Origin of the sequence: Tenacibaculum agarivorans (genome assembly GCF_001936575.1) — a bacterium.
Lineage (GTDB): Bacteria > Bacteroidota > Bacteroidia > Flavobacteriales > Flavobacteriaceae > Polaribacter > Polaribacter agarivorans.
Map to the genome: position 1 here is coordinate 263,587 of NZ_MSMP01000002.1, position 21,043 is coordinate 284,629.

At 31.9% G+C, this 21,043-nt stretch carries 13 protein-coding genes and 1 pseudogene; 10 read left to right on the forward strand and 4 right to left on the reverse strand.

Features of this window, described 5'->3' with window-relative positions:
* Positions 1 to 122: 122 nt before the first annotated feature.
* Both BVC87_RS02645 and BVC87_RS02650 read left to right on the forward strand, forming a co-directional pair.
* The gene (locus tag BVC87_RS02645; RefSeq protein WP_075340794.1) at positions 123 to 5,090 is read left to right on the forward strand and encodes a hypothetical protein; all 4,968 of its coding nucleotides are present in this window, start codon (positions 123 to 125) and stop codon (positions 5,088 to 5,090) included.
* Positions 5,091 to 6,614: a FlgD immunoglobulin-like domain containing protein gene (locus BVC87_RS02650; protein WP_075340795.1), complete on the forward strand. Its 1,524-nt coding sequence runs from the start codon at positions 5,091 to 5,093 to the stop codon at positions 6,612 to 6,614.
* A 317-nt stretch (positions 6,615 to 6,931) separates the two neighbouring features.
* Here the strand turns inward: BVC87_RS02650 and BVC87_RS02655 are convergent, their stop codons facing one another.
* Together BVC87_RS02655 and BVC87_RS02660 are read right to left on the reverse strand one after the other, a co-directional pair.
* Complete coding sequence (locus tag BVC87_RS02655; RefSeq protein ID WP_083629217.1) at positions 6,932 to 10,651, reverse strand: starch-binding protein; 3,720 nt, start codon at positions 10,649 to 10,651, stop codon at positions 6,932 to 6,934.
* Positions 10,652 to 11,075: 424 nt separating this feature from the next.
* Positions 11,076 to 11,960, reverse strand: a complete 885-nt coding sequence (locus BVC87_RS02660; protein WP_075340797.1) for an AraC family transcriptional regulator — start codon at positions 11,958 to 11,960, stop codon at positions 11,076 to 11,078.
* A 159-nt stretch (positions 11,961 to 12,119) separates the two neighbouring features.
* Here BVC87_RS02660 and BVC87_RS02665 point away from each other — a divergent pair, with 159 nt between their 5' ends.
* The 8 genes and pseudogenes from BVC87_RS02665 to BVC87_RS02700 all read left to right on the forward strand — a co-directional run bounded on the left by BVC87_RS02665 (position 12,120) and on the right by BVC87_RS02700 (position 18,574).
* Entirely contained in the window at positions 12,120 to 13,175 is a 1,056-nt protein-coding gene (locus BVC87_RS02665; RefSeq protein ID WP_075340798.1) for an L-dopachrome tautomerase-related protein, read from the forward strand.
* A 58-nt stretch (positions 13,176 to 13,233) separates the two neighbouring features.
* The gene (locus BVC87_RS02670; protein WP_075340799.1) at positions 13,234 to 14,025 is read left to right on the forward strand and encodes a glycine betaine ABC transporter substrate-binding protein; all 792 of its coding nucleotides are present in this window, start codon (positions 13,234 to 13,236) and stop codon (positions 14,023 to 14,025) included.
* Between the two features lie 50 nt (positions 14,026 to 14,075).
* Positions 14,076 to 14,672, forward strand: a pseudogene (locus BVC87_RS02675) (alpha-ketoglutarate-dependent dioxygenase AlkB family protein).
* A gap of 3 nt (positions 14,673 to 14,675) precedes the next feature.
* On the forward strand, positions 14,676 to 15,776 hold the full coding sequence (locus BVC87_RS02680; protein WP_075340800.1) for an SMP-30/gluconolactonase/LRE family protein: 1,101 nt from the start codon (positions 14,676 to 14,678) through the stop codon (positions 15,774 to 15,776).
* A gap of 146 nt (positions 15,777 to 15,922) precedes the next feature.
* Positions 15,923 to 16,660, forward strand: coding sequence for an NYN domain-containing protein (locus tag BVC87_RS02685; protein ID WP_075340801.1), 738 nt, complete (start codon positions 15,923 to 15,925; stop codon positions 16,658 to 16,660).
* A gap of 331 nt (positions 16,661 to 16,991) precedes the next feature.
* Positions 16,992 to 17,855: a sigma-70 family RNA polymerase sigma factor gene (locus tag BVC87_RS02690; protein WP_075340802.1), complete on the forward strand. Its 864-nt coding sequence runs from the start codon at positions 16,992 to 16,994 to the stop codon at positions 17,853 to 17,855.
* 21 nt (positions 17,856 to 17,876) lie between these two features.
* Entirely contained in the window at positions 17,877 to 18,065 is a 189-nt protein-coding gene (gene rpsU / locus BVC87_RS02695; protein WP_075340803.1) for a 30S ribosomal protein S21, read from the forward strand.
* Between the two features lie 317 nt (positions 18,066 to 18,382).
* Positions 18,383 to 18,574 (forward strand): cold-shock protein, encoded by a 192-nt coding sequence (locus BVC87_RS02700; protein WP_075340804.1) that lies wholly within the window; start codon positions 18,383 to 18,385, stop codon positions 18,572 to 18,574.
* A gap of 296 nt (positions 18,575 to 18,870) precedes the next feature.
* On the opposite strand, the gene BVC87_RS02705 is transcribed toward BVC87_RS02700, so the two are convergent.
* Complete coding sequence (locus tag BVC87_RS02705; RefSeq protein ID WP_075340805.1) at positions 18,871 to 19,551, reverse strand: potassium channel family protein; 681 nt, start codon at positions 19,549 to 19,551, stop codon at positions 18,871 to 18,873.
* A gap of 78 nt (positions 19,552 to 19,629) precedes the next feature.
* Positions 19,630 to 21,024 carry a tRNA uridine-5-carboxymethylaminomethyl(34) synthesis GTPase MnmE gene (gene mnmE / locus BVC87_RS02710; RefSeq protein ID WP_075340806.1) on the reverse strand — a complete coding sequence of 465 codons (1,395 nt, stop codon included), beginning with the start codon at positions 21,022 to 21,024 and terminating at the stop codon, positions 19,630 to 19,632.
* Between the last annotated feature and the right edge of the window lie 19 nt (positions 21,025 to 21,043).

Genomic DNA, 21,043 nt, shown 5'->3' on the forward strand with positions numbered 1-21,043 from the left:
AGTTAATTGTAATGTTTTCTGTTGATTTAAATCTCAATCCCTTGTTTTTTTAGTGTTTTATAGGTTTGTGTTATACAATATTAATGCAGTAATTTGTATTTTTAAACTATACCCCAATCAAAATGATAGAAAATAAGAAGTTTCTATGTCTTATCTTCTTTCTTGCATGTAACATAATAATCGCGCAAATCACTTCTGTAGATGGTTTTGTGGGAATCATTTTTGATACAGGTGTTGCAAGTAAAGAAATTAAAGATCCTTTTTCACTTTATGGTTTAGATTTTACATCTACAGATATGAAATTGGATTACGATGCTACTAAAGATGAATTTACCATTTATGGTACAGGAAAAGTAACAATAGCAGGTGATGAAGTTCCAATTTCATTAGGAGACTCTAGTAGTTCTGGAATTAGTATTACGGCAAGTAAAGTAGATAAAGCGAATCTTACGTTAACAAAAACTTTCAGTTTAAAAGGACTTTCAATTACTCCAAATGGATTAACTTTTACATTAGGTAATATCGATAATATCTTTAAAATCTATGGTGATAGTACCGTGTCTTTTAATGGAAATGATATTGAAACAACATTAGGAGATGCAGATAATCCTGGAATAGAAGTAAACAATGGTAATTTAGTTAAAATTAACTTTGGAGTTTCAAAAGACTTTACAGTTAGTGGAATTAAATTTGGAGCATCAGGTTTAGGCTTTGAATATGATTTTGGAAATGATTTATATAAACTTTTCGGATCTACATTTATAGCATTTCAATCAGAACAGATTGATATTAGTTTGGGAACCACAACTGATCCAGGAATAGAAATCAAGAACGGGAATCTAGAAAAAATATTAGCAGGAATTACTGGAGAGTTTGATTTGAAAGCGTTAACATTCACTCCAGATGTATTAAGTTTTGGTTGGGATAAAGCCACGGATACATTTATGATGTACGGAGGAGCTTCAGTAGAAGTTGCCTCAGAAAATGTTAGCTTAGCACTAGGAGATCAAGATAATCCAGGAATAGAAATTAAAAATGGGAATCTAGAAAAAATCTTAGCAGGCATAACAGGAGAGTTTGATTTGAAAGCATTGACATTCACTCCAGGTGCATTAAGTTTTGGCTGGGATAAAGTCACGGATACATTCATGATATACGGAGGAGCATCAGTAGAAGTTGCCTCAGAAGAGGTTGATTTAGCATTAGGTGATGCAGATAATCCAGGAATAGAAATCAAGAATGGAAATCTAGAAAAAATCTTAGCAGGAATTACTGGAGAGTTTGATTTGAAAGCGTTAACATTCACTCCAGATGTATTAAGTTTTGGTTGGGATAAAGCCACGGATACATTTATGATGTATGGAGGAGCGTCAGTAGAAGTTACCTCAGAAGAAGTAGACTTAACTTTAGGTGATGCAGATAATCCAGGAATAGAAATCAAGAACGGAAATCTAGAAAAAATTCTAGCAGGTATTACCGGAGAATTTGATTTAAAAGCGTTGACATTTACGCCAGATGCATTAAGTTTTGGCTGGGACAAAGCCACCGATACATTCATGATGTATGGAGGAGCTTCAGTAGAAGTTGCCTCAGAAAATGTTGACTTAGCACTAGGAGATCAAGATAATCCAGGAATAGAAATCAAGAATGGAAATCTAGAAAAAATCTTAGCAGGCATTACTGGTGAGTTTGATTTGAAAGCGTTGACATTCACCCCAGATGCTTTAAGCTTTGGCTGGGACAAAGCCACTGATAGATTCATGATGTATGGAGGAGCTTCAGTAGAAGTTGCCTCAGAAAATGTTGACTTAGTACTAGGGGATCAAGACAATCCAGGAATCGAAATCAAGAACGGGAATCTAGAAAAAATCTTAGCAGGCATTACAGGTGAGTTTGATTTAAAAGCGTTGACATTTACGCCAGATGCTTTAAGCTTTGGATGGGATAAAGCCACGGATACATTTATGATGTATGGAGGAGCTTCAGTAGAAGTTGCCTCAGAAGAGGTTGATTTGGCATTAGGAGATCAAGATAATCCAGGAATAGAAATCAAGAATGGAAATCTAGAAAAAATCTTAGCAGGTATTACTGGTGAATTTGATTTAAAAGCGTTGACATTCACTCCAGATGCCTTAAGTTTTGGATGGGACAAAGCCACTGATACATTTATGATGTATGGAGGAGCTTCAGTAGAAGTTGCCTCAGAAGAGGTTGATTTAGCATTAGGAGATCAAGACAATCCAGGTATAGAAATTAAAAATGGGAATCTAGAAAAAATCTTAGCAGGCATTACTGGTGAGTTTGATTTGAAAGCCTTAACGTTTGCACCAGATGCACTAACTTTTGGTTGGGATAAAGCTACCGATACATTTATGATGTATGGTGGAGCTTCTACCACGTTAGCATCAGAAACTGTAAAATTTTCTTTTGGAGATGAAGATAATCCGGGAGTAGAAGTTAAAAATGGAAATTTACAAAAGATAGGATTAGGGATTACAGCTGACTTTAAAATTTCAAGCATGAAATTCTCTCCTAACGATTTATCTTTTGCATATGATTTTTCTGGAAATCAGTTTTCCATGTACGGTAGCGGAACTTTTACGGTAGGTTCTGAATCTATAGAGTTCGGAATGGGAACTATAGATCGACCTGGTACTGTAGTTAAAAATGGAAATTTACAGAGTATTAATTTATCCGTAACTAAAGAGTTCACCTTAAATGCATTAACAATTAATCCAAATCCATTAGGAGTGCAATGGGATAAAAACACCAAAGAATTCGGATTATTTGGAGAAATGAAGTTAGCCATTTCTAATCAAACCTTAAATGCTTCTATTGGAGATGAAACAGCTCCGGGAATTGTAGTAAGAAATGGAAATTTAAAAAGTTTTAATGCAACTATAAACTCCGATTTTAATATGGGAGGGTTAGAAGTTAAAGCAGATGATGTAAATGTTGAGTACAGTGATAGTAAATACTATTTTACAGGTAAAGTTACTGTAGGTCAACTATGGTCTGCTTCTGTAGATTTGGGTAACGACGGTGGTAAAGGCTTAGAAATTGATGTTTCAGGAAAGAAAAACAGTTTTAAAATAAATGATTTTGTTATAGAGTTACAGCAGATCCCTTTAGGAGCGGTAAGCTTACAAGGGTTAAAAGTTGGTTTTGCTAATGGAACAATTCAACAAGCGGCAGCTATGGTATCATTTCCTCCAGGATATGAAGTTGGTGCTGATTTAGAGTTTAAAAATAACCCTGCAAAGTTAGATAACATTAAAATTTCTTTTGAAGCAAATTCTTTTGATACCGCAATTCCAGTAGGAAATACTGGAATTTATATTGTGTACATGGATGGTTCTATGAATAACTTAGCTAAGCCTAATACTAGAGTAACACTAAAAGATCCTTTAGGAAATAATAGAACTACTAGTGGAATTTATTTTCAAGGTACAGTAGCTTTTGTATTTGGAGGACCTGCAAGTATAGGAGGTAGAGATGCAGCTTTTTTATACAATAGAAATACAGTATATGTAACCAAAGATTTTGCTGTTCTTTCGGCAGATTTGTTATTAGGTGCGTATCGAGCAGGGAATAACGATTGGAAATCTCAGTTAGGTAAAGGAAGCATTGTAATGGACTTAAATTGGGGAAATTATTACTCAATTAATGCATCAATGAAAATACCAAGTGATCCTTTAGTAGATTTTAAATTAGCATCTAAATTGGCTCAGAATGGATCATTGGGTGCTAAAATGGATGTGAAGTTCTTTGTTCCTAAAAAAATACCAATCATTGGAGGTAAAAAAATAGGAAAAGCATCAGGAGCGTTATTGTACAATCCCAATGATATGAATTCTAGTTTCGCGGGCGCTTGGGTATCTTACAGGAACTTAAAAGGGAAAAAAAGAAATGCTGGTGCCAAATATAATTTTGGTAAAAAGAAGGTGGATTTAATGGGAAATAAAGGAGTGAATAATTTAAAGGATAAAATCAATGATTTCTTAACATCTAAAGCTCCTCCTGGAAATCAATTTTTAGTTAAAACAGAAAAGAAAGTACAGTCAAAGTTCATTAATTCAGAATGGGAACAAAAAGTCTATAGTTTTGATTTATTAGAACGCAACGCAACTTCTATGCTGTTTGAAGCTGATTTTGATAAAAAAGTAGACGAAGTATATGTCTCTGTAATAGGTCCTGAAGGATTTTATGATGTTCATGAAGTGACAGTTAAAGATATGGGAGAGGAAGAGTTACCAGAGATAACCGTAGGAAAAGAAAAAACAAAATATGAAAATACAGACAAAATTATTGTGGATGTAATTAATCATCAACCTGAAGAAGAGGAAGAAGATTATAATGTTTCATTATTAGTCCCTGGTCATTATGATTTAATGATTGCGTATAAAAAATCAAATAATGTGCAGTCAATAGATTTAAAACATCAATATAATATACCAAACCACTCCGGAACAATAGAAGTAGAAGAGAATAGTCAAGGTATTTATACTATTGATATGACGTATTGGGCGCACAATCCTGAAAATGCAAAAATAAGTGTGTATTGGAATGATCAAGATAATTATAATGGATATCAAATAGGAACTGTAGGTTTTGGAGAAGTTGATGAAGATGGTTTTGGAGCAGTAACATTAGAATTTTCTGCTCAAGAAGTAATTGATGAACAAGAACTACATTTCTATTTTGTGATAGATGATGGAGATGGAGTACCAGTATATTCAGAAATTACAGAAGCGATTATACATGAATCTCATGTTGATGGAGTGGTAAATGTATTGAATCATAACGATGAAGATGGTGTTCATGAAGGGTTTTTACTCTATATAGATGAAAATAAAGATGGAATGTATACCACTGCATGTCTATCTGAAGATGATACTTTTGAAAAATCAATTGTATCAGATGAAGATGGAGAATTTCATTTTCACAATTTAGAAATAGGGAAAGAGTATACCATTGGATTGGTAGTGCCATTCGGTTTTGAATTAGTAAAAGGTGAAACCAAATCTAAAACTTTTATTTATCAAGGAGACACCATAAATCTTGAGTTTAATTTAAATGAAATTAAGTAGATGAGAATAATTTTTACAAGTTTGTTATTTTTCTGTTCGTTTATATTAAACGCGCAGAATCTATCTGGAATAGAACGCGATGACGCCATTGAAAATGAGCATTATGGATGGAATGTTGAAACCAGTAATAGTTTTATTGTTGTAGGTTCTCCTAACACTAAAAATTCAGATTTAGAGGATGCAGGGGCGATACATATTTATCAAAAGTTAAACGAAAGATGGCAGCGTTTTCAAGATATTAAAAGTCCTAATCCTAGTGTATTCGAAAATTTTGGATATACCATAGCAATTTATGGTGATTATTTAGCAGTAAGTGCTATTGGATCTTTTAAATATGGGCCTTTTACAGGAGCTGTTTACTTATATAAAAATTCAGGAGTTACATGGGATTTAGACAAAATATTTTATCCAGAAACGCAAGTGCCAAATCAATGGTATGGATATAGTTTGGCCATGAATGAAGATTATTTAGTAGTAGGTGCTATTAATGCTAATGGCGTGAATGCGGAATCAGGGGAAGTTTTTGTGTATAAAGATTATACTAAAGAAAGTAATGTAGAAGTGAGTACATTGGCAACAGCTACACAAAGTAAGAATGATAAGTTTGGGTATGATGTAGCAATTAGTAGTAATAATAAAATTTTGGTTGGAGCTCCTTATGTTGATGGCCATTATGAAAACTGCGGAACAGCTTATTTATACACGCTTAATGAAGAAAATAAATGGAATGTAGACCAAACTTTTAAACCACAATCTGGTGGAATAAGTGATTTGTTTGGTACATCCGTAGACCTTCATGATAGTAACCTAGTTATTGGAGCCATGCTAGGAGACGGAAATGAAAAAAACTCAGGAATTGTATATGGATACAATTATAACAATACTTCTAAAGCATATGAGTTTACACAAAAAATAGAAGCTGCTGAGGGTGAACTTAACGATTATTTTGGAATAAGTTTAAAATTATATCAAGATGTTCTATTAGTTGGAGCTCCTAGGAGTAAAACAGAAAACAATTCACATGCAGGGAAGGCGTATGTATTTAAGAAAGAAGGTGGAACATGGCTAGAATCTAAAGTACTAAAAGAACCTACGAGTAAAGAAGATAATCATTTTGGATCAGACGTTGCACTTGCTCAAGGCCATATTGTAATTTCATCAAGATTAAATGATGATTTGGCAACTGATGCAGGAGAAGTATATGTTTCTGAGTTTGATGAAACTTTACCGATTGATTTGGAATCGATTACTGGAAGCAGTGTGAAAAGTTTTCCTATTCCATCCGATACTCAAGTAAGTGTTACTTATAAGTTATTTAAGAGTACACAAGTGTCTTTAACTATAGTTGATGTAAATGGAAAAGAAGTTAAAACCATTTTAAGAGATACCGCTCAACAGCCTGGAGATTATAATATAACATGGGATTTAACTACGAATACTGGCGTTAGAGCTTCTAGTGGTCTATACGTTTACAAATTAATGTTCAATGGAAACACTTTTTCAGGTAAGCTATTAGTGCATTAGAAATAAGTTTTAGTTAAAAAATAGCATACAAAATACTGTACATCCATATTATCAAAAACCTCTTTAGTTAGATTTTCTAAGGAGGTTTATTTATATAAAAAAGCTATTTAATCCGTTGTGTATTTGGAACAAAATTCTGTCAATTCGAGTGATTTTTTAGAATGAAATGAAGAAAAATTGTATCGAGAATAAGAATTTTAACTTCGAAATAGTTCTCGATATATTGCTAATTACCTAATCTCAAAAGCACTCGAACTGACAATTTAGGACCGTTTAAATTACTAAATGTACAACGGGTTATTTAATTCAACATGAAGTTACTTCACTATTTTTACCACTTTGTTAACAGATTTATTTCTAAAACGAACAAAATAAATACCTGTAGCTACATCAAGAGGTATAGAAATAGTACCGTTAGTAATCGTTACTCTATCAGAATAATGCAATGCACCTTTAGTATCGTAAACCGTAACATTCATAGTTTTATCAGTACCACCAATATAAAAATTAACAGCATTGATAAATGGGTTTGGATAAGCAGAAGATATTTGTTCTTGCTTTTTTATTGTTGTAGTTGAAGATTTAGCTGATAAAGCTTGAGGATTAGAAATCCAAGCACCATCATACCATCCTTCACCACAAATTTGTAAATCAGCTGTTTGATCACTTCCATTATTACTGAAAATAACATTAGCACAAGACACGCTAGGTAAAGTATAATCAAACCAACCATCTCCATCATCATCAGTCATAGCTACACCAGGCCATGATGTAGTCATTACCCCAGGTGAAGTATTCCAGAAATATAAAGTTACGTTGTTCCAATTGGCATTGCTATTATTAAAATGAATAACAAGATTTTCAGTGTCATCAGGATTATCATCTCCAGGACAAGCAGCTGGGCAGCTATCATACCATTGATTAGTAGATAAATCATACCAACCTGTACTATTTCTTGTTAAGTCATCTGTTTGCGCTCCATTATTGTTATCATTGAAAACAATACCTAAGTTTCCACTTTCTTTTATATTGAAGGCATACCATTCAGAAGCTTGTTCCCTAGACATTGGTTTTCCTGGCCAATTCCAACCATCTACAGGAGTATTTGTATCTCTATTAAATACATAAATGTAAACTTCATTCCACTGATTTGTATTTCGGAAATGAACAGTATAATCAGAATCAATAACAGGAGTTATTTCATAAACTTCTTCAATAAGATTAGAAGTACCAGTACTATTAATAGCAATAGCTTTTAACGTAGTAGTTGCTGTAAATGTAAGATTACCAGTGTATGATGCACTTGAAGCAGTAGGAGTAGAGCCATCAGTAGTATAATAAATAACACCATTATTAGTCGCTGTTAATGTTATAGATACACTTCCTTCATATGTTCCACCACTCGTATCAACAGTTAATATGGGAGTATCTAAAATTCCTGGACAATCAGAAGGGCAGTTATCATACCATGTATTTTCCGATAATACATACCAACCCTCAGAAGTTCTAAAAGTATCATCTGATTGCTCACCTGCGCCATTAGTAAAAACAATGCCTACTTCTACAGCCTCTTCAACAGAAGTTACAAACCATGGAGAATTTTGTTCGTTAGTCATTAATTCACCTGGCCAACTCCATCCAGGTAAAGCACTGTCGTTATTTTTATCATACAAATACACATACACATTACTCCAATTAGAGGTGTTTTTAAAATGAATATCAAAAGCATCAAGCTCTCCAAAGGTGTAATTTCTGGTAATAACTTCAGAAGCATTATCATTAGTATCATACGCAATTGCTTTTACAGTAATAGCTTCGCTTTCGCTATTTCCTAAATCAAAAACACCATTGTATAAATTACTTGTAGTATCAGGTTCAGAACCATCTAAAGTATAATAAATAGCAACCGTTGCATTTTCCGCAGTAGTTTCAGCTTCCATGCTAATTTCAATAGTATCCAAATTATTTCCAGATTCAGGAGTAATAGATAAGGTAACTTCATCACTACTATTAAATTCCCCAACAAAAACGTGTTGAATAGGAGTTTTAAATACATTTCCTTTAGTATCAGTTGCTTCTACGTAATAATCTACCAGCACATTTGATAATCCTTTGATTTCAGCGTAACATAAATCAGCAATATCAGTAGGTACTATAAATAAATCAATTTCAGGATCATTAGTAATATTCCCTTTAGGAAATGCTTTTCGACTCATAGATTTTGAAATCCAAGCACCTACACCTTGTCCACCACTATAGGTTTCATTTGCAGTATCGGATATAGGATTTTTTCCGTCATCATCTGTTCTATATTTCAATTCAATAGAAGCTAAACCACTGATATCGTGAGCAAACGTCCATACATGAAAATCAGAAGAATTTTGTACTTCCTTATATCCGTAAATAGGTCCAAAACCCTTTCCGCCAGGATTATAAGGAAATCGTTGAGGTATAAATACAGAAGGAGGCGTAGTATCTTCCTCTAATCTACCGTTTATTACATTCAATGCATGATCAATAGCAATATTATCAGCTACCGTTTGTTTCACTTCCATGTCTATGGCTTTCCCATAGTACATATACCCACTTGTTAATGATGGTAAAAAGAAATGCCAAGCCTTTTCTGCGCTAGAAGCACTTCCTGTAGGATTAATCACTTGTGCTGGATTTACATTGCCATCAAGATCTTCTGCAGTAATCACATAGTTTTCAGCAGCTGTAATTACTGCCCAATTTCTCGCATCTTCGGTCCATCCATTAGGATTGAATCGGTAATTACTAGCATCATATAATGGCCATAACCAATTAATGAATTGTGGATGTCCCCAATCATTAGCTGCATTTACCCAAGAACCATCTTCTACTTTTACAATATCATTTCCAGGAACAGGGTAGGAGTTTAAAAATTGTTGAATGGTAGTAGGACTATAACCTTTAGAAGCCGCTTCATTCGCAAAACCAGGAACAGATTCTTGATAATAACTATCTCCGCCTCCCCAGGCATTATCTCCATCATGTGCTAATAAAATAATAGTAGGGTGCTCTTGTGTACTAAATGGAGTAATATGTTTATCAATTTCATCAGTTCCCATAGAGCTAAAACCATTCTGATAACTTAATAAATCAGCCATTGGCACTACATCTAGTTTGTATGCTTGTCCTGTTTCAGGATCTACATACTGAGCTTTATGAGCTTGATAAGTATATGGCGCAGCAAAAGTACCACCACGACCATCAATTTGCCCGTTCCACCAATTTACGCCTTTAGTAGCTACTTTATCAGCGGCATTTGGCGGATCTATATTGGTCCCAGAAGTTCCATAGTTGATAGGGTAATCCTGTAAAGTTCTAGCTAAATGACTATTGGCTATTACAGACCATTCAAAACCTTCTTCAACAAGTACTTTTATAATGCGTTCAGAAAAAGAACACTCAGCAGGCCAAAACCCTTTGGAATAGCTACCACCAAATGTTTGATCAGATATAATTCGATGTGTTTTCAATTCCATTCGCAATGCACGTTCACTAATTAAAGGAGCTAAAGCGTGATGAAAAGTAAAACCTGTTAAGTCCATTCTTGGTTGCCCTCCTGAGGTTTTCCAGTCTCTAGCTTGAATAAATTCATTTTGCCAACCTCTGTAATATCCCCAAACTCCAGCGTCAGCTAAACTATTTACGTTTTCAATTAAACACCCCGAATAATTTACTTGGGTACCACCATTGGGAAGGCTCAATAAAGTTTGTACAGAATTTTTAGGTCCATATTGATAGGCTTTTACTCTATCATATTTCCCAAATATTTCTTGAAGATCATTTAAAGGATGACTTTTACCATCATCATAGATATTAAAAGGATCTCCAGATTGTTTTAAATTGAAAGATTCGAAAACGGTTTGATAACGATTAGGATTTGCTTTACTGATTTCAGGCCAGTAAATAGGTTGTTGCATATGCCATAAATAGGATGTGTGGACTTCTTGAGCAAACAATCCTAGAGACATAAAAATAGTAATCAATACTAATTTGATGTTTTTCATGATAATAATTTGGATGATTAATTAATTCTTCCTCTCTTGATAAAGTTGACTTCTAGAATTATTCATATTTATCAAAAGAAAAAGGAAATAAAAGATGATATGAGTGTTGTGTTAGTGCGGTTTGCAAACCAAAGAAAACAAGCTTGATAGTATAATTGTAAACACAAAAACTATATATGGAATAATGTATACTGTAATGTGATCTATTTTTAATAATGTATAAAATTACTCCTCTTTTATTTGAGATTTATCAAAAATAAGTATTCTAAAAAGAGAAAAATATCATATAAACATCCGAAAACGGTTTCGTGTTGATAAGTAAATTTTAAAAGAGAAAATTTTACACAAAATCAATATAAAAAGTATAAAATTTAACTTGATATATTCAATTTAGATATTAATCTCATTGAGATTAAATGTAGAATTAATCACAATTTGTACCACGTTTAAGTAATATATATTCGCCTTTATTCTTAAAATCTCGTATAGAAATTCCTACGTAACGTTTAAATGTTTTGGATAAGTGACTAACATCAGTAAAGCCTAAATCATCAGCAATTTCAGTAAGTGTATAATCTGAGTTTAACAATCGTATTTCAACAAGTCGTAGTTTAGCTTTAATGATATACTCTCGCAAAGAAATCTTTACTTGCTTTTTAAAAAATTCACTTACATAAGTTGGTGACATGGAAAATGTTTCGGCTAGGTTTTCAACTTTTAAATAATGAGGTTGATCAATATATTCGTTAATATAAATCAACATTTTAGTAATTCTCTCATCAGGATGATTGTTAGCAATTTCGAAAATAGGTCCTTTTTTAATGTTCCGGATTAAAATTTCCAAAATGCTAGTCATTAAACTTTTAATTAATGAAACAGATGCTTTATCATAATTTCTAGATTCCTGTAAAATCATAGAAATTAGACTTTTTAAGTGATTTTTATCAGTATCATTTTTAATGACATCACCAGGTAATTGATTGTAATTAGAAAGGATATAAGCAGCCTCTTTAAACCATTCATTTCTATCAATTGAAGACTTCCTAATGTTTTTAAAAAAGGAATCAGTAAATCGTATAAACACAAATTGAGAAGTACTTTCAATATCAAATTTATGACATTTCAAAGGAGGAAGTAGAAACATACTACCTGCTGTATATTGATAATCATTGTAATCAATACACTGTGTACCAGTTCCTTTTTTAACTAGAACAAATTCGAAGAAGTTATTTTTTACAGGTCTTGGACTCCATTCAGAGAGCTCTATTTCTTGTATTTCAAAAGGTTTATCTGCTTCTAAAACTTGCATTTACATACTTTTTAAAAGTAAATCTATAAATAAAATTGAGAAGAAAATCATTTCTACTATCAGAAACCTTTTAATGTACATAAATATCCATTTAACATACATAAAAAAGAGGTTTTAACGAAACTACTTTTGTTACATAACTAATTATGAATTAAAAAAATGAAAAATTTTTTATTTACCCTAGCTGTTTTTTGCCTGTTTAGCGCATGTAAATCAGAGAAACAAAAAACAAAAGTAGAACAAACAAATATAAAACCAACAACAGAGGTTCAGAAGGAAGCAGAAATTGTTTTTTCTAGTCAAGATATTCGACCAGGAAATTTAGCATTAACAACTAATGGGAGATTATTTGTGAGTATGAATCCATTGGTTTCACCAAAAACGAAAGTTTTTGAGTTAAATAGTAATGATAAAAACACAGGAACTGCCTATCCAAATGCTACTTATGCAACGGGAGATGATGCTGTCTTCAAAGCTGTCATTGGAATTAGAGCAGATAGTAAAGGCAATCTATGGTTGTTAGATATGGGAACAAAACAATTTATTGTATGGAATACAAATACAAATGAATTGGTAAAAACAATTCCGATACCTGTAGATGTTGTAGTTTCTACAAGTTTTTTACAGGATTTTATTATTGACGAAAAACATAATAGAGTAATTATTGCCGATATGACACAAGGAGATTTAAAAAGTGCTCCAATTCCTGCTTTTATTGTAATAGACACAGAAACAGGTGCGGCCAAAAGAATGGCACAAAGTCACCCATCTATGATGCCTGAAGTTGAAGGAGGTTTTGCATTAAATCCAATTGCAATAGACCCTAATTTTAAATACGTGTATTTTGGAGCATTGAATGGTAGAACGATTTATAGAGTATCAGCAGCAAGTTTTGATAATGAAGAGCAATTAAAGAAGGATATTGAAAAATTCGGTACAAAATCATTCTGTGATGGTATTGCAGTAGATGCTAATGAAAATGTGTATATCACCAATATTGAAAAATCTGAAATAGGTGTATTTAATAAAAAAGATGGATTTAAAACGTTAGCTAAATTACCAGAAGGTCAATCATGGCCAGATGGTTTGTACATTGCTAGTAACGGATATGTTTATGCAACGGTAGATCAATTAAACAGAATAGCCGCATTAAATAAAGGAAAGGATGAAAGTACTGGACCTTATTTAGTGGTGAGAACTCAATTACTTCGATAATAAAAATAAGGTACTTTTTATAATTACAAAAAGTACCTTTTTAAAAAAAGGATGAATAATGAAAATTAAAATAATTATTGGCGTAACAGACTTATCATTTCATCGTATTGCCGCATCGTTAGTGTCTAATGTATTACAGGATATGGGATTTGAGGTAGAAAGAATTTATGCGCATCATGAGAAGAATTTCCAAAACTTGAAAGAAGGTAAAACGGATTTGCTGACTTCTGCTTGGTTACCTTCAAGTCATGGAGGATACAGGGAAGAAGTTCAAAAAGTGGTTCCACTTACAGATTTAGGTTTACATTATGAACCTTATGCGTTATGGGGAGTTCCAGATTATATTCCAGAAGAGGTAATTTCTGAAGTGTCAGATTTATTGAAACCTGAAGTTGTAGAAAAAATGACTAAACGTATTCAAGGGATAAACCCAGGAGCTGGAATTAGTCGTTTTTCTGCTAAAATGATACAAGATTACAAATTAGGAGAGGCCGGATATTCATTCCATACAGGAACAGAGGAAGATTGTTTTGGAACTTTTGAAAGAGCAGCTGCTAACAAAGAATGGATTGTAGTTCCGCTTTGGAAACCACAATTCTTACATTTTAAATATGATATTCGTGAATTAAAAGATCCAAAAGGCTTACTTGGAGGTGTAGATAAAGCTGTTTTATTAATTAGAGATGATAAAAAAGATCTATTTACTTCAAAACAATTAGAAGTTTTGGATAATTTAAGTTTTGGAAATGAAGTTATTGCCGAATTAGATTATAAAGTGAGTAGAGAAGGTAAAGAAATTGACAGTGTTACTAAAGACTGGTTATTAGAGAATAATTTCCTAGTCAATTAGCAGTGATATGATAAAGAATAGAATTTTGCCAATAGCATTTTAAAACTAAAATGGATCTTTTTAGCCATCTTAACGACCATTATAAGAATTACTTACCAAAACAAGGAACAGTAAACTATTATGGTACCATAATTTCTTATGAGAAGGCAAACTCTTATCTAAAACTGTTTTTAGAGAATATACCATGGGTGAATGATACCTTTTATGTAGCAGGTAAAAATATAACCACTAGTAGAAAAATAGCATGGTTTGGTGATCAAGCTTCAGAACTGATATATTTCAATACAAAGAAAACAGTGAATATGTAGTCAAAAGAGCTTTTAGAAATTAAGGAGCTTGTAGAGAAATTGACAAATGAAAGTTATAACTCATGTCTTTTAAACCTTTATCATACAGGACAAGAAAGTTTAGGTTGGCATAGCGATAGTGAAAAAGGAGCTATTGCTTCATTGAGTTTAGGTGCAAAGAGAAAGTTTGTGTTTAAACATAAGCTAACTAATGAAAAGATAACATTTAACTTAGAAAATGGTGATTTATTGGTAATGAAGGGAGTAACGCAAGAATATTGGAAGCATAGCGTACCACCAACTAAAAAGGTAACTACTCCTAGAATCAACCTCACTTTTAGAACAATTAAACAAATTTAAGTTATGAGAAAATATAGCGTTGTAATATTGTTAAGTTTTACATTTATGAGTTGTAGTGCTCAAAAAGATAACGGGATTTTTATGACTACTAATCATGCAGTAGGTAACATTACATTTACTACCAAAGGAAACTTGGTGTATAGTCATCATCCATTTTTTGAACCTGAAAATCGAGTAATGTTGTATGATAAAGAATCGAAAACACATAGACCTTTCCCAAATAAAGTATGGAATACACCGCGAACAACGGATGATCACTATTTAAGTAATGTACTTGGAATCCGTAATGATATTCATGGAAATATATGGATGCTAGATATGGGAATGCGTAATAATATTACCCCTAAAATTGTAGGTTGGAATATGAAAAATAATTCATTAGAAAGAATTTACTATTTGCCAGAAACAACTGTAGTAAAAACTTCTCAACCTAATGATATGGTAGTAGATAGTAAACATGGTGTTTTTATCATTGCCGATGAAGGAATTGGTAACGGAGGAGATGGGAGTACAGCAGCTTTTATTATTGTTGATATGAAAACAGGTAAAACGCGTCGTGTATTAGAAGGTTCTCGCACCACTTTATCTGATACAAGCTCGCCAACTAGAGTAAATGGAAAAGTTTTAAGCATTAATAAAAAAGCACTTTTTGTAGGCAATGATGGAATTACTGCAGATGCTAGTTTTGAATGGTTATATTATGGTCCTTTAAACGGACCTCATATTTACAGAGTTAAAATAGAAGATCTCTTAGATACGAGTTTATCAGAGAAACAATTAGATAAAAAAATAGAGACCTATGCTAACAAACCGAATAACGGAGGAATGAGTATTGACAAGGACAATAATTTATATTTAACAGCTTTAGAATCTAATAGTGTGGTGGTAATTAAGGCTAAGGATCGTAGTATGCATACGATTATTAAAGACAAAAATTTAGAATGGCCAGATGGAGTAAGTTACAATCAAGAAGATGGCTATATGTATGTGTCTGCTGCCCAAGTACACTTAGGATCAGTTTTTAATAAAGGCAAAGATTTAGCTAGTTCTCCTTTTTATGTATTTAGATTCAAACCTATTGCTGAGGGGGTGCCATTTAGGTAAGTCAAGTCAAATTTTAAAAGCTATTTTACTCTTAATTTATAGATTTAAGATAGTATTTAATTTAATCAAGTATATAAAAGAAGTTTTATTGACCTAGTTCATCATAATAATGTTAATTTTATAAACTATAGATTAATATAAATAAAATGAATATAGCAGTTTTAATAGATGGTGATAATATCCCTTCAGGTTATGTAGAGGAAATGATGGAAGAAATAGCCAAATATGGTAATCCTACTATTAAAAGAATTTATGGAGATTGGACTAGGCCTGGGTTGACCAAATGGAAAAACTTGCTTTTAGAAAATGCTATAATACCAATACAGCAATATGGCTATACAAGAGGAAAGAATGCTACAGATTCAGCAATGATAATAGATGCTATGGATATCTTGTACAGTGGTAAAGTTAATGGATTTTGTCTCGTATCAAGTGATAGTGATTTTACACGATTGGCAACAAGGTTAAGAGAGGCAGGCATGAAAGTTTTTGGGATAGGCGAAAAGAAAACACCTAATCCGTTTATAGTAGCTTGTGATAAATTTATTTATATAGAAATCCTTAAAAAGCAAACAGAAGAGAAAGTAGAAAGTAAAGGATCAGAAGTAGATAAGATTACTAAAAAAGAAATTAACTTAATAACATCCACCATCAATGATTTATCTGATGATGATGGTTGGGCATTTTTAGGAGATGTTGGAAGTTTAATTCAAAAAAAGCGTCCAAATTTCGATGCAAGAAATTATGGTTTTGAAAAATTAACCCCTCTTATAAAATCGATAAATAAATTTGAAATAGAACGAAGAGAAAACCAGAAAAATAAACATCAGTTAATTTTTGTTAGAATAAAACAAAAAAGCAACACAAGAAACAGAAAATCTTAGTTTAAACTACTATTAATAAATATTTAATTATAAAGAATACTTTTTTAATCTTGAATAAAGACATACCTTTGGTACATATTATAAAATCGCAGGTTAAAAAACAAACGGATTTTTAGTTTAACTCTCTTTTACCCGAAGACAATCGGACAAATTTATCCTCTTTGCATTTTAATTTTCTAGTTTATATAGAGCTTTTGATTATGTTACATTAAAAAATGTAAATAATTCAATTGTCAATCATTGCTCATTCATATAAGTTTTAGTAAGAAACTTTTAATATATGAATGTCAAAAGTAATGGTAGAAGTTATTTCTAATTATAAAATGTAGATATGAGGCAGCTTAAAATTATTAAACAAGTAACCAATAGGGAATCTAAGTCCTTAGATAAGTATTTACAAGAAATAGGTAAGATTGAACTAATCACAGCAAATGAAGAAGTAGAGTTAGCACAAAGAATACGAAGTGGTGATCAAAAAGCTTTGGGAATCTTAGTCAATGCAAATTTACGTTTTGTAGTATCAGTAGCGAAACAATATCAAAATCAAGGCTTAAAATTAATAGACTTAATTAACGAAGGGAATATTGGTTTAGTAAAAGCAGCTCAGCGTTTTGATGAAACTAGAGGATTTAAGTTTATTTCCTATGCTGTTTGGTGGATTCGACAAGGTATATTGCAAGCTATAGCTGAACAATCTCGTATTGTACGATTACCATTGAATAAAATAGGTAGTATAAATAAAATTAACAAAATCACTGCTCGTTTAGAACAAGACAATCAAAGATCGCCTTCTTTTGAAGAGATCGCTAAGGAGTTAGATACCACTATTAATAATGTAAAGGAATCTATGATGATTTCTGGTAAACATGTTTCTATGGATGCGCCATTAAGAGACGGTGAGAGTTCAAATTTATATGATGTTTATAATACAGGGCATTTGCCTAATGCAGAAAAAGAATTAAACCTTCAATCTTTGAGTATAGAAATAGATCGAGTCTTGAAAACATTGCCATCAAGAGAATCAGATGTGATAAGATTATTTTATGGTATAGGTAAAGAATCTTCAATGACTCTTGAAGAAATTGGAGAAATTTTTGATTTAACTAGAGAAAGAGTTAGACAAATAAAAGAAAAAGCATTAAGACGATTAAAGCATGCATCAAAATCAAAAGCTTTAATTGCATATTTAGGTTAAAAATTAAAACAATAATTATATATGTTAATAATCAAGGTTAAGGAGGGTGAAAGTATAGATAGAGCCTTAAAACGTTACAGAAAAAAGTATAAAAACACAAAACTCTTACAAGAAATTAGAGGAAGGAGAGAGTATACAAAAGAGTCTGTACGTAGAAGAGAAGAAATTAAAAAAGCACAATACAAAGAACAGTTGTTTAATGTTGATTAGTTCTTCACAAGAAAATCATCGTGAATTACATAAATCTTTGGTATTGTTAAATAAATTATAAATAAAATATTTTTTGCGTGTTAAAGTTAATAAAAATGTATATTTGCATCGTTCAATTAGAGCATCTATTAATATTAGTATAAAGCAATAAGTTTTTTCGAGTTTACTCTTTCCTTCTTTATTCCACCATTACTTTATTTTTTAAGTGTTTTTTAAACAAAATTATGATACCTAATTTTTTTTTAGATATTAAATTTTTAAGCAAATAGATTCCTTTGATTGAATACAATAAAAAATAATTTAAAATTTTAGTAAAGATGCAAGAAGGCACAGTTAAGTTTTTTAACACCTCAAAAGGATTTGGATTTATAACATCAGAATCTGGACAAGATATTTTTGTTCATAACACTGGTTTAGTAGATGATATTAGAGAGGGTGATAAAGTACAATTTGAAACTGAACGAGGAAAAAAAGGTATGAATGCTGTTAATGTTGAAGTTATAAGTTAAAAATGTATTATAATATTTAAAATATCTCCAAAGACGTTTGGAGATTCTTTTTCATAGCAATTTTCCCACTCAATCTTTGAGTGGGTTTTTTTTATTGGTAAAAATTTAGGGTCCAAAATGGGGATCATAATGGATCATTCTCAATTGTTGTGATTAGGCAAAATGCTTTTTAGATCTTTCTAAAAACTAAGAATAACTAGAGGTTTTTGGTTAAAGTGTTGTTTTTGAAAAGTGTATAAAGTGGTTTGTATCTGTAACTATCGTCTTAAAACATCTCAAATCCTAAGATTTCTAATCTAAGTATTAGTATCTGTTGAAGAATGTCTAATATATTTTTCTATAACAACTGCAGTGATAATCACCATATAAAATTGTCCTACGAGTCCTACCAAAATAGCTGCTTTTTGAGCTATAGGAATTGCGGGAACTATTTCTCCATATCCAATGGTAAGTAATGTGATAAATGCGTAATACAATAAGTTATCAGAACGTAAATTGATATCATTAGAGTTTTCCATTAGAATTCCTTTGAAAGCCTCAATATGTGTAAGTTCAATGCTCATGAACAAGAAAAAAGCCAAAAACCCTAATGAAATATAACCACTCATTAATCCAATGATTACATTTTTTGTAACTCTCTTAGCCTTCCATACTTGTTTGATAATATTCCAAGTAACAAAAACATGAAAAATGAAATAAATAGAAAGTCGGATGATCAAATTTTCTGGATTTTGTTTGCGAGCGATCATTTCAAAACCAAAAGCAATTGCGGCCAAAGTAAATAACCCAATAAAGAACCAAGTCAGTTTTTTGTTTTTAGAAATCATTAAAATACCAGCTCCAATGCTTACTAGATATAAAATTGGGAGTAACTTATATTCAAAGAAATCAAGAGGAAAGAACAATGAACCAAACAGAATGAATAACTGTGTTGCTAAGAATATCTCAAACCTATTTTTATATAAACTTTTATACATACAAGCGAAATTTACAGTAAAAAATGAACTGTACAGAAGTAGAAGACAATCAATTGTAACTATATTGAAGGAATATTACTACTTCCCAATACAAAAATTAGAGAAAATATGTCCTAAAATATCTTTATCTACATCATATTCACCAGTAATATTTCCTAGATAACGTAAACATTCACGAATATCTATGGCAAATAAATCAGAAGAAATACCAAGTTCAATTCCATTTTCAACTGACTGTATACTTTCTAAAGCATTGTTTAAAGCCTCAAAATGACGAGAATTCGTAACAATAGTTTCATTATTACTCAATGCACCTTTGTTAACTAAAGAAGTTAATTCATTTTTTAAATCATCAACACCAATTTTTTGCTTGGCAGATAATAAAAGAGCTTCAGGGAGTAAATAATTTAATTCAGAAGTTTTATCATCAGAAAGATTATCAATTTTATTAGCAATTACTAATACACGTTTTTGAGAAAAACGATCTTTTACTTTAGAAATTTCAGCTAATAATTTTGAAGATTTAATAATAACTTCTTCGGCATTTATTAAAAAGATTACCAGTTGCGCATTATCTGCTTTTTCATACGCTTTTTGTATACCAATACTTTCCACAACATCTTCTGTTTCACGAATTCCTGCTGTATCAATAAATCGGAAAGCGACACCATCAATAATCATTTCATCTTCAATAGCATCCCTGGTAGTTCCAGCAATATCAGAAACAATGGCTTTCTCTTCATTCAATAAAGCATTCAATAACGTAGATTTTCCAACATTCGGTTCTCCTATTATAGCTACAGGAATTCCGTTTTTCATGGCATTTCCAAAAGCGAAACTATCAATTAAACGCTTTAAAACCGTAGAGATTTTAGTTACCAGTTCACGGAATTTTGTTCGATTAGCAAACTCCACATCTTCACCAGAAAAATCCAGTTCTAATTCAATCAGAGCAGCAAAATCGAGTAATTGTCCGCGTAATTCTTTTAATTCATTGGTAATACCACCACGCATTTGCTGGATAGCCATTTGATGTGAAGCTTCAGAATTAGAAGCAATTACATCAGCTACAGCTTCTGCTTGACTTAAATCCATTTTACCATTTAAAAAAGCGCGCATGGTAAATTCGCCATTATCGGCCATTCTACAACCATTTTTCAAAAATAGCTGTATAATTTCTTGCTGAATAAATACCGATCCGTGACATGATATTTCCACAACATTTTCACCCGTATAAGAATTTGGATTTTTAAAAACAGATACTAAAACTTCATCAATAATTCGTTCATTATCGACAATATGACCTAAATGTACTGTATGCGTTTTTTGCTGAAGTAATGACTTATTTTTACGAATAGACGTAAAAAATTGATCTACAATTTCAATAGCACCTTCTCCAGACAGTCGAATAACAGCAATAGCTCCAACTCCAGAAGCCGTAGCTAAAGCAACAATAGTATCGTTTTGAATCATACTGCAAATATACAGAGTT

Excerpts from the sequence above, each read along its gene's own strand:
- BVC87_RS02645 (WP_075340794.1), top strand. The coding sequence starts at position 123 with ATGATAGAAAATAAGAAGTTTCTATGTCTTATCTTCTTTCTTGCATGT.
- BVC87_RS02650 (WP_075340795.1), top strand. The coding sequence starts at position 5,091 with ATGAGAATAATTTTTACAAGTTTGTTATTTTTCTGTTCGTTTATATTA.
- BVC87_RS02655 (WP_083629217.1), bottom strand. The coding sequence starts at position 10,651 with ATGAAAAACATCAAATTAGTATTGATTACTATTTTTATGTCTCTAGGA.
- BVC87_RS02660 (WP_075340797.1), bottom strand. The coding sequence starts at position 11,960 with ATGCAAGTTTTAGAAGCAGATAAACCTTTTGAAATACAAGAAATAGAG.
- BVC87_RS02665 (WP_075340798.1), top strand. The coding sequence starts at position 12,120 with ATGAAAAATTTTTTATTTACCCTAGCTGTTTTTTGCCTGTTTAGCGCA.
- BVC87_RS02670 (WP_075340799.1), top strand. The coding sequence starts at position 13,234 with ATGAAAATTAAAATAATTATTGGCGTAACAGACTTATCATTTCATCGT.
- BVC87_RS02680 (WP_075340800.1), top strand. The coding sequence starts at position 14,676 with ATGAGAAAATATAGCGTTGTAATATTGTTAAGTTTTACATTTATGAGT.
- BVC87_RS02685 (WP_075340801.1), top strand. The coding sequence starts at position 15,923 with ATGAATATAGCAGTTTTAATAGATGGTGATAATATCCCTTCAGGTTAT.
- BVC87_RS02690 (WP_075340802.1), top strand. The coding sequence starts at position 16,992 with ATGAGGCAGCTTAAAATTATTAAACAAGTAACCAATAGGGAATCTAAG.
- rpsU (WP_075340803.1), top strand. The coding sequence starts at position 17,877 with ATGTTAATAATCAAGGTTAAGGAGGGTGAAAGTATAGATAGAGCCTTA.
- BVC87_RS02700 (WP_075340804.1), top strand. The coding sequence starts at position 18,383 with ATGCAAGAAGGCACAGTTAAGTTTTTTAACACCTCAAAAGGATTTGGA.
- BVC87_RS02705 (WP_075340805.1), bottom strand. The coding sequence starts at position 19,551 with ATGTATAAAAGTTTATATAAAAATAGGTTTGAGATATTCTTAGCAACA.
- mnmE (WP_075340806.1), bottom strand. The coding sequence starts at position 21,024 with ATGATTCAAAACGATACTATTGTTGCTTTAGCTACGGCTTCTGGAGTT.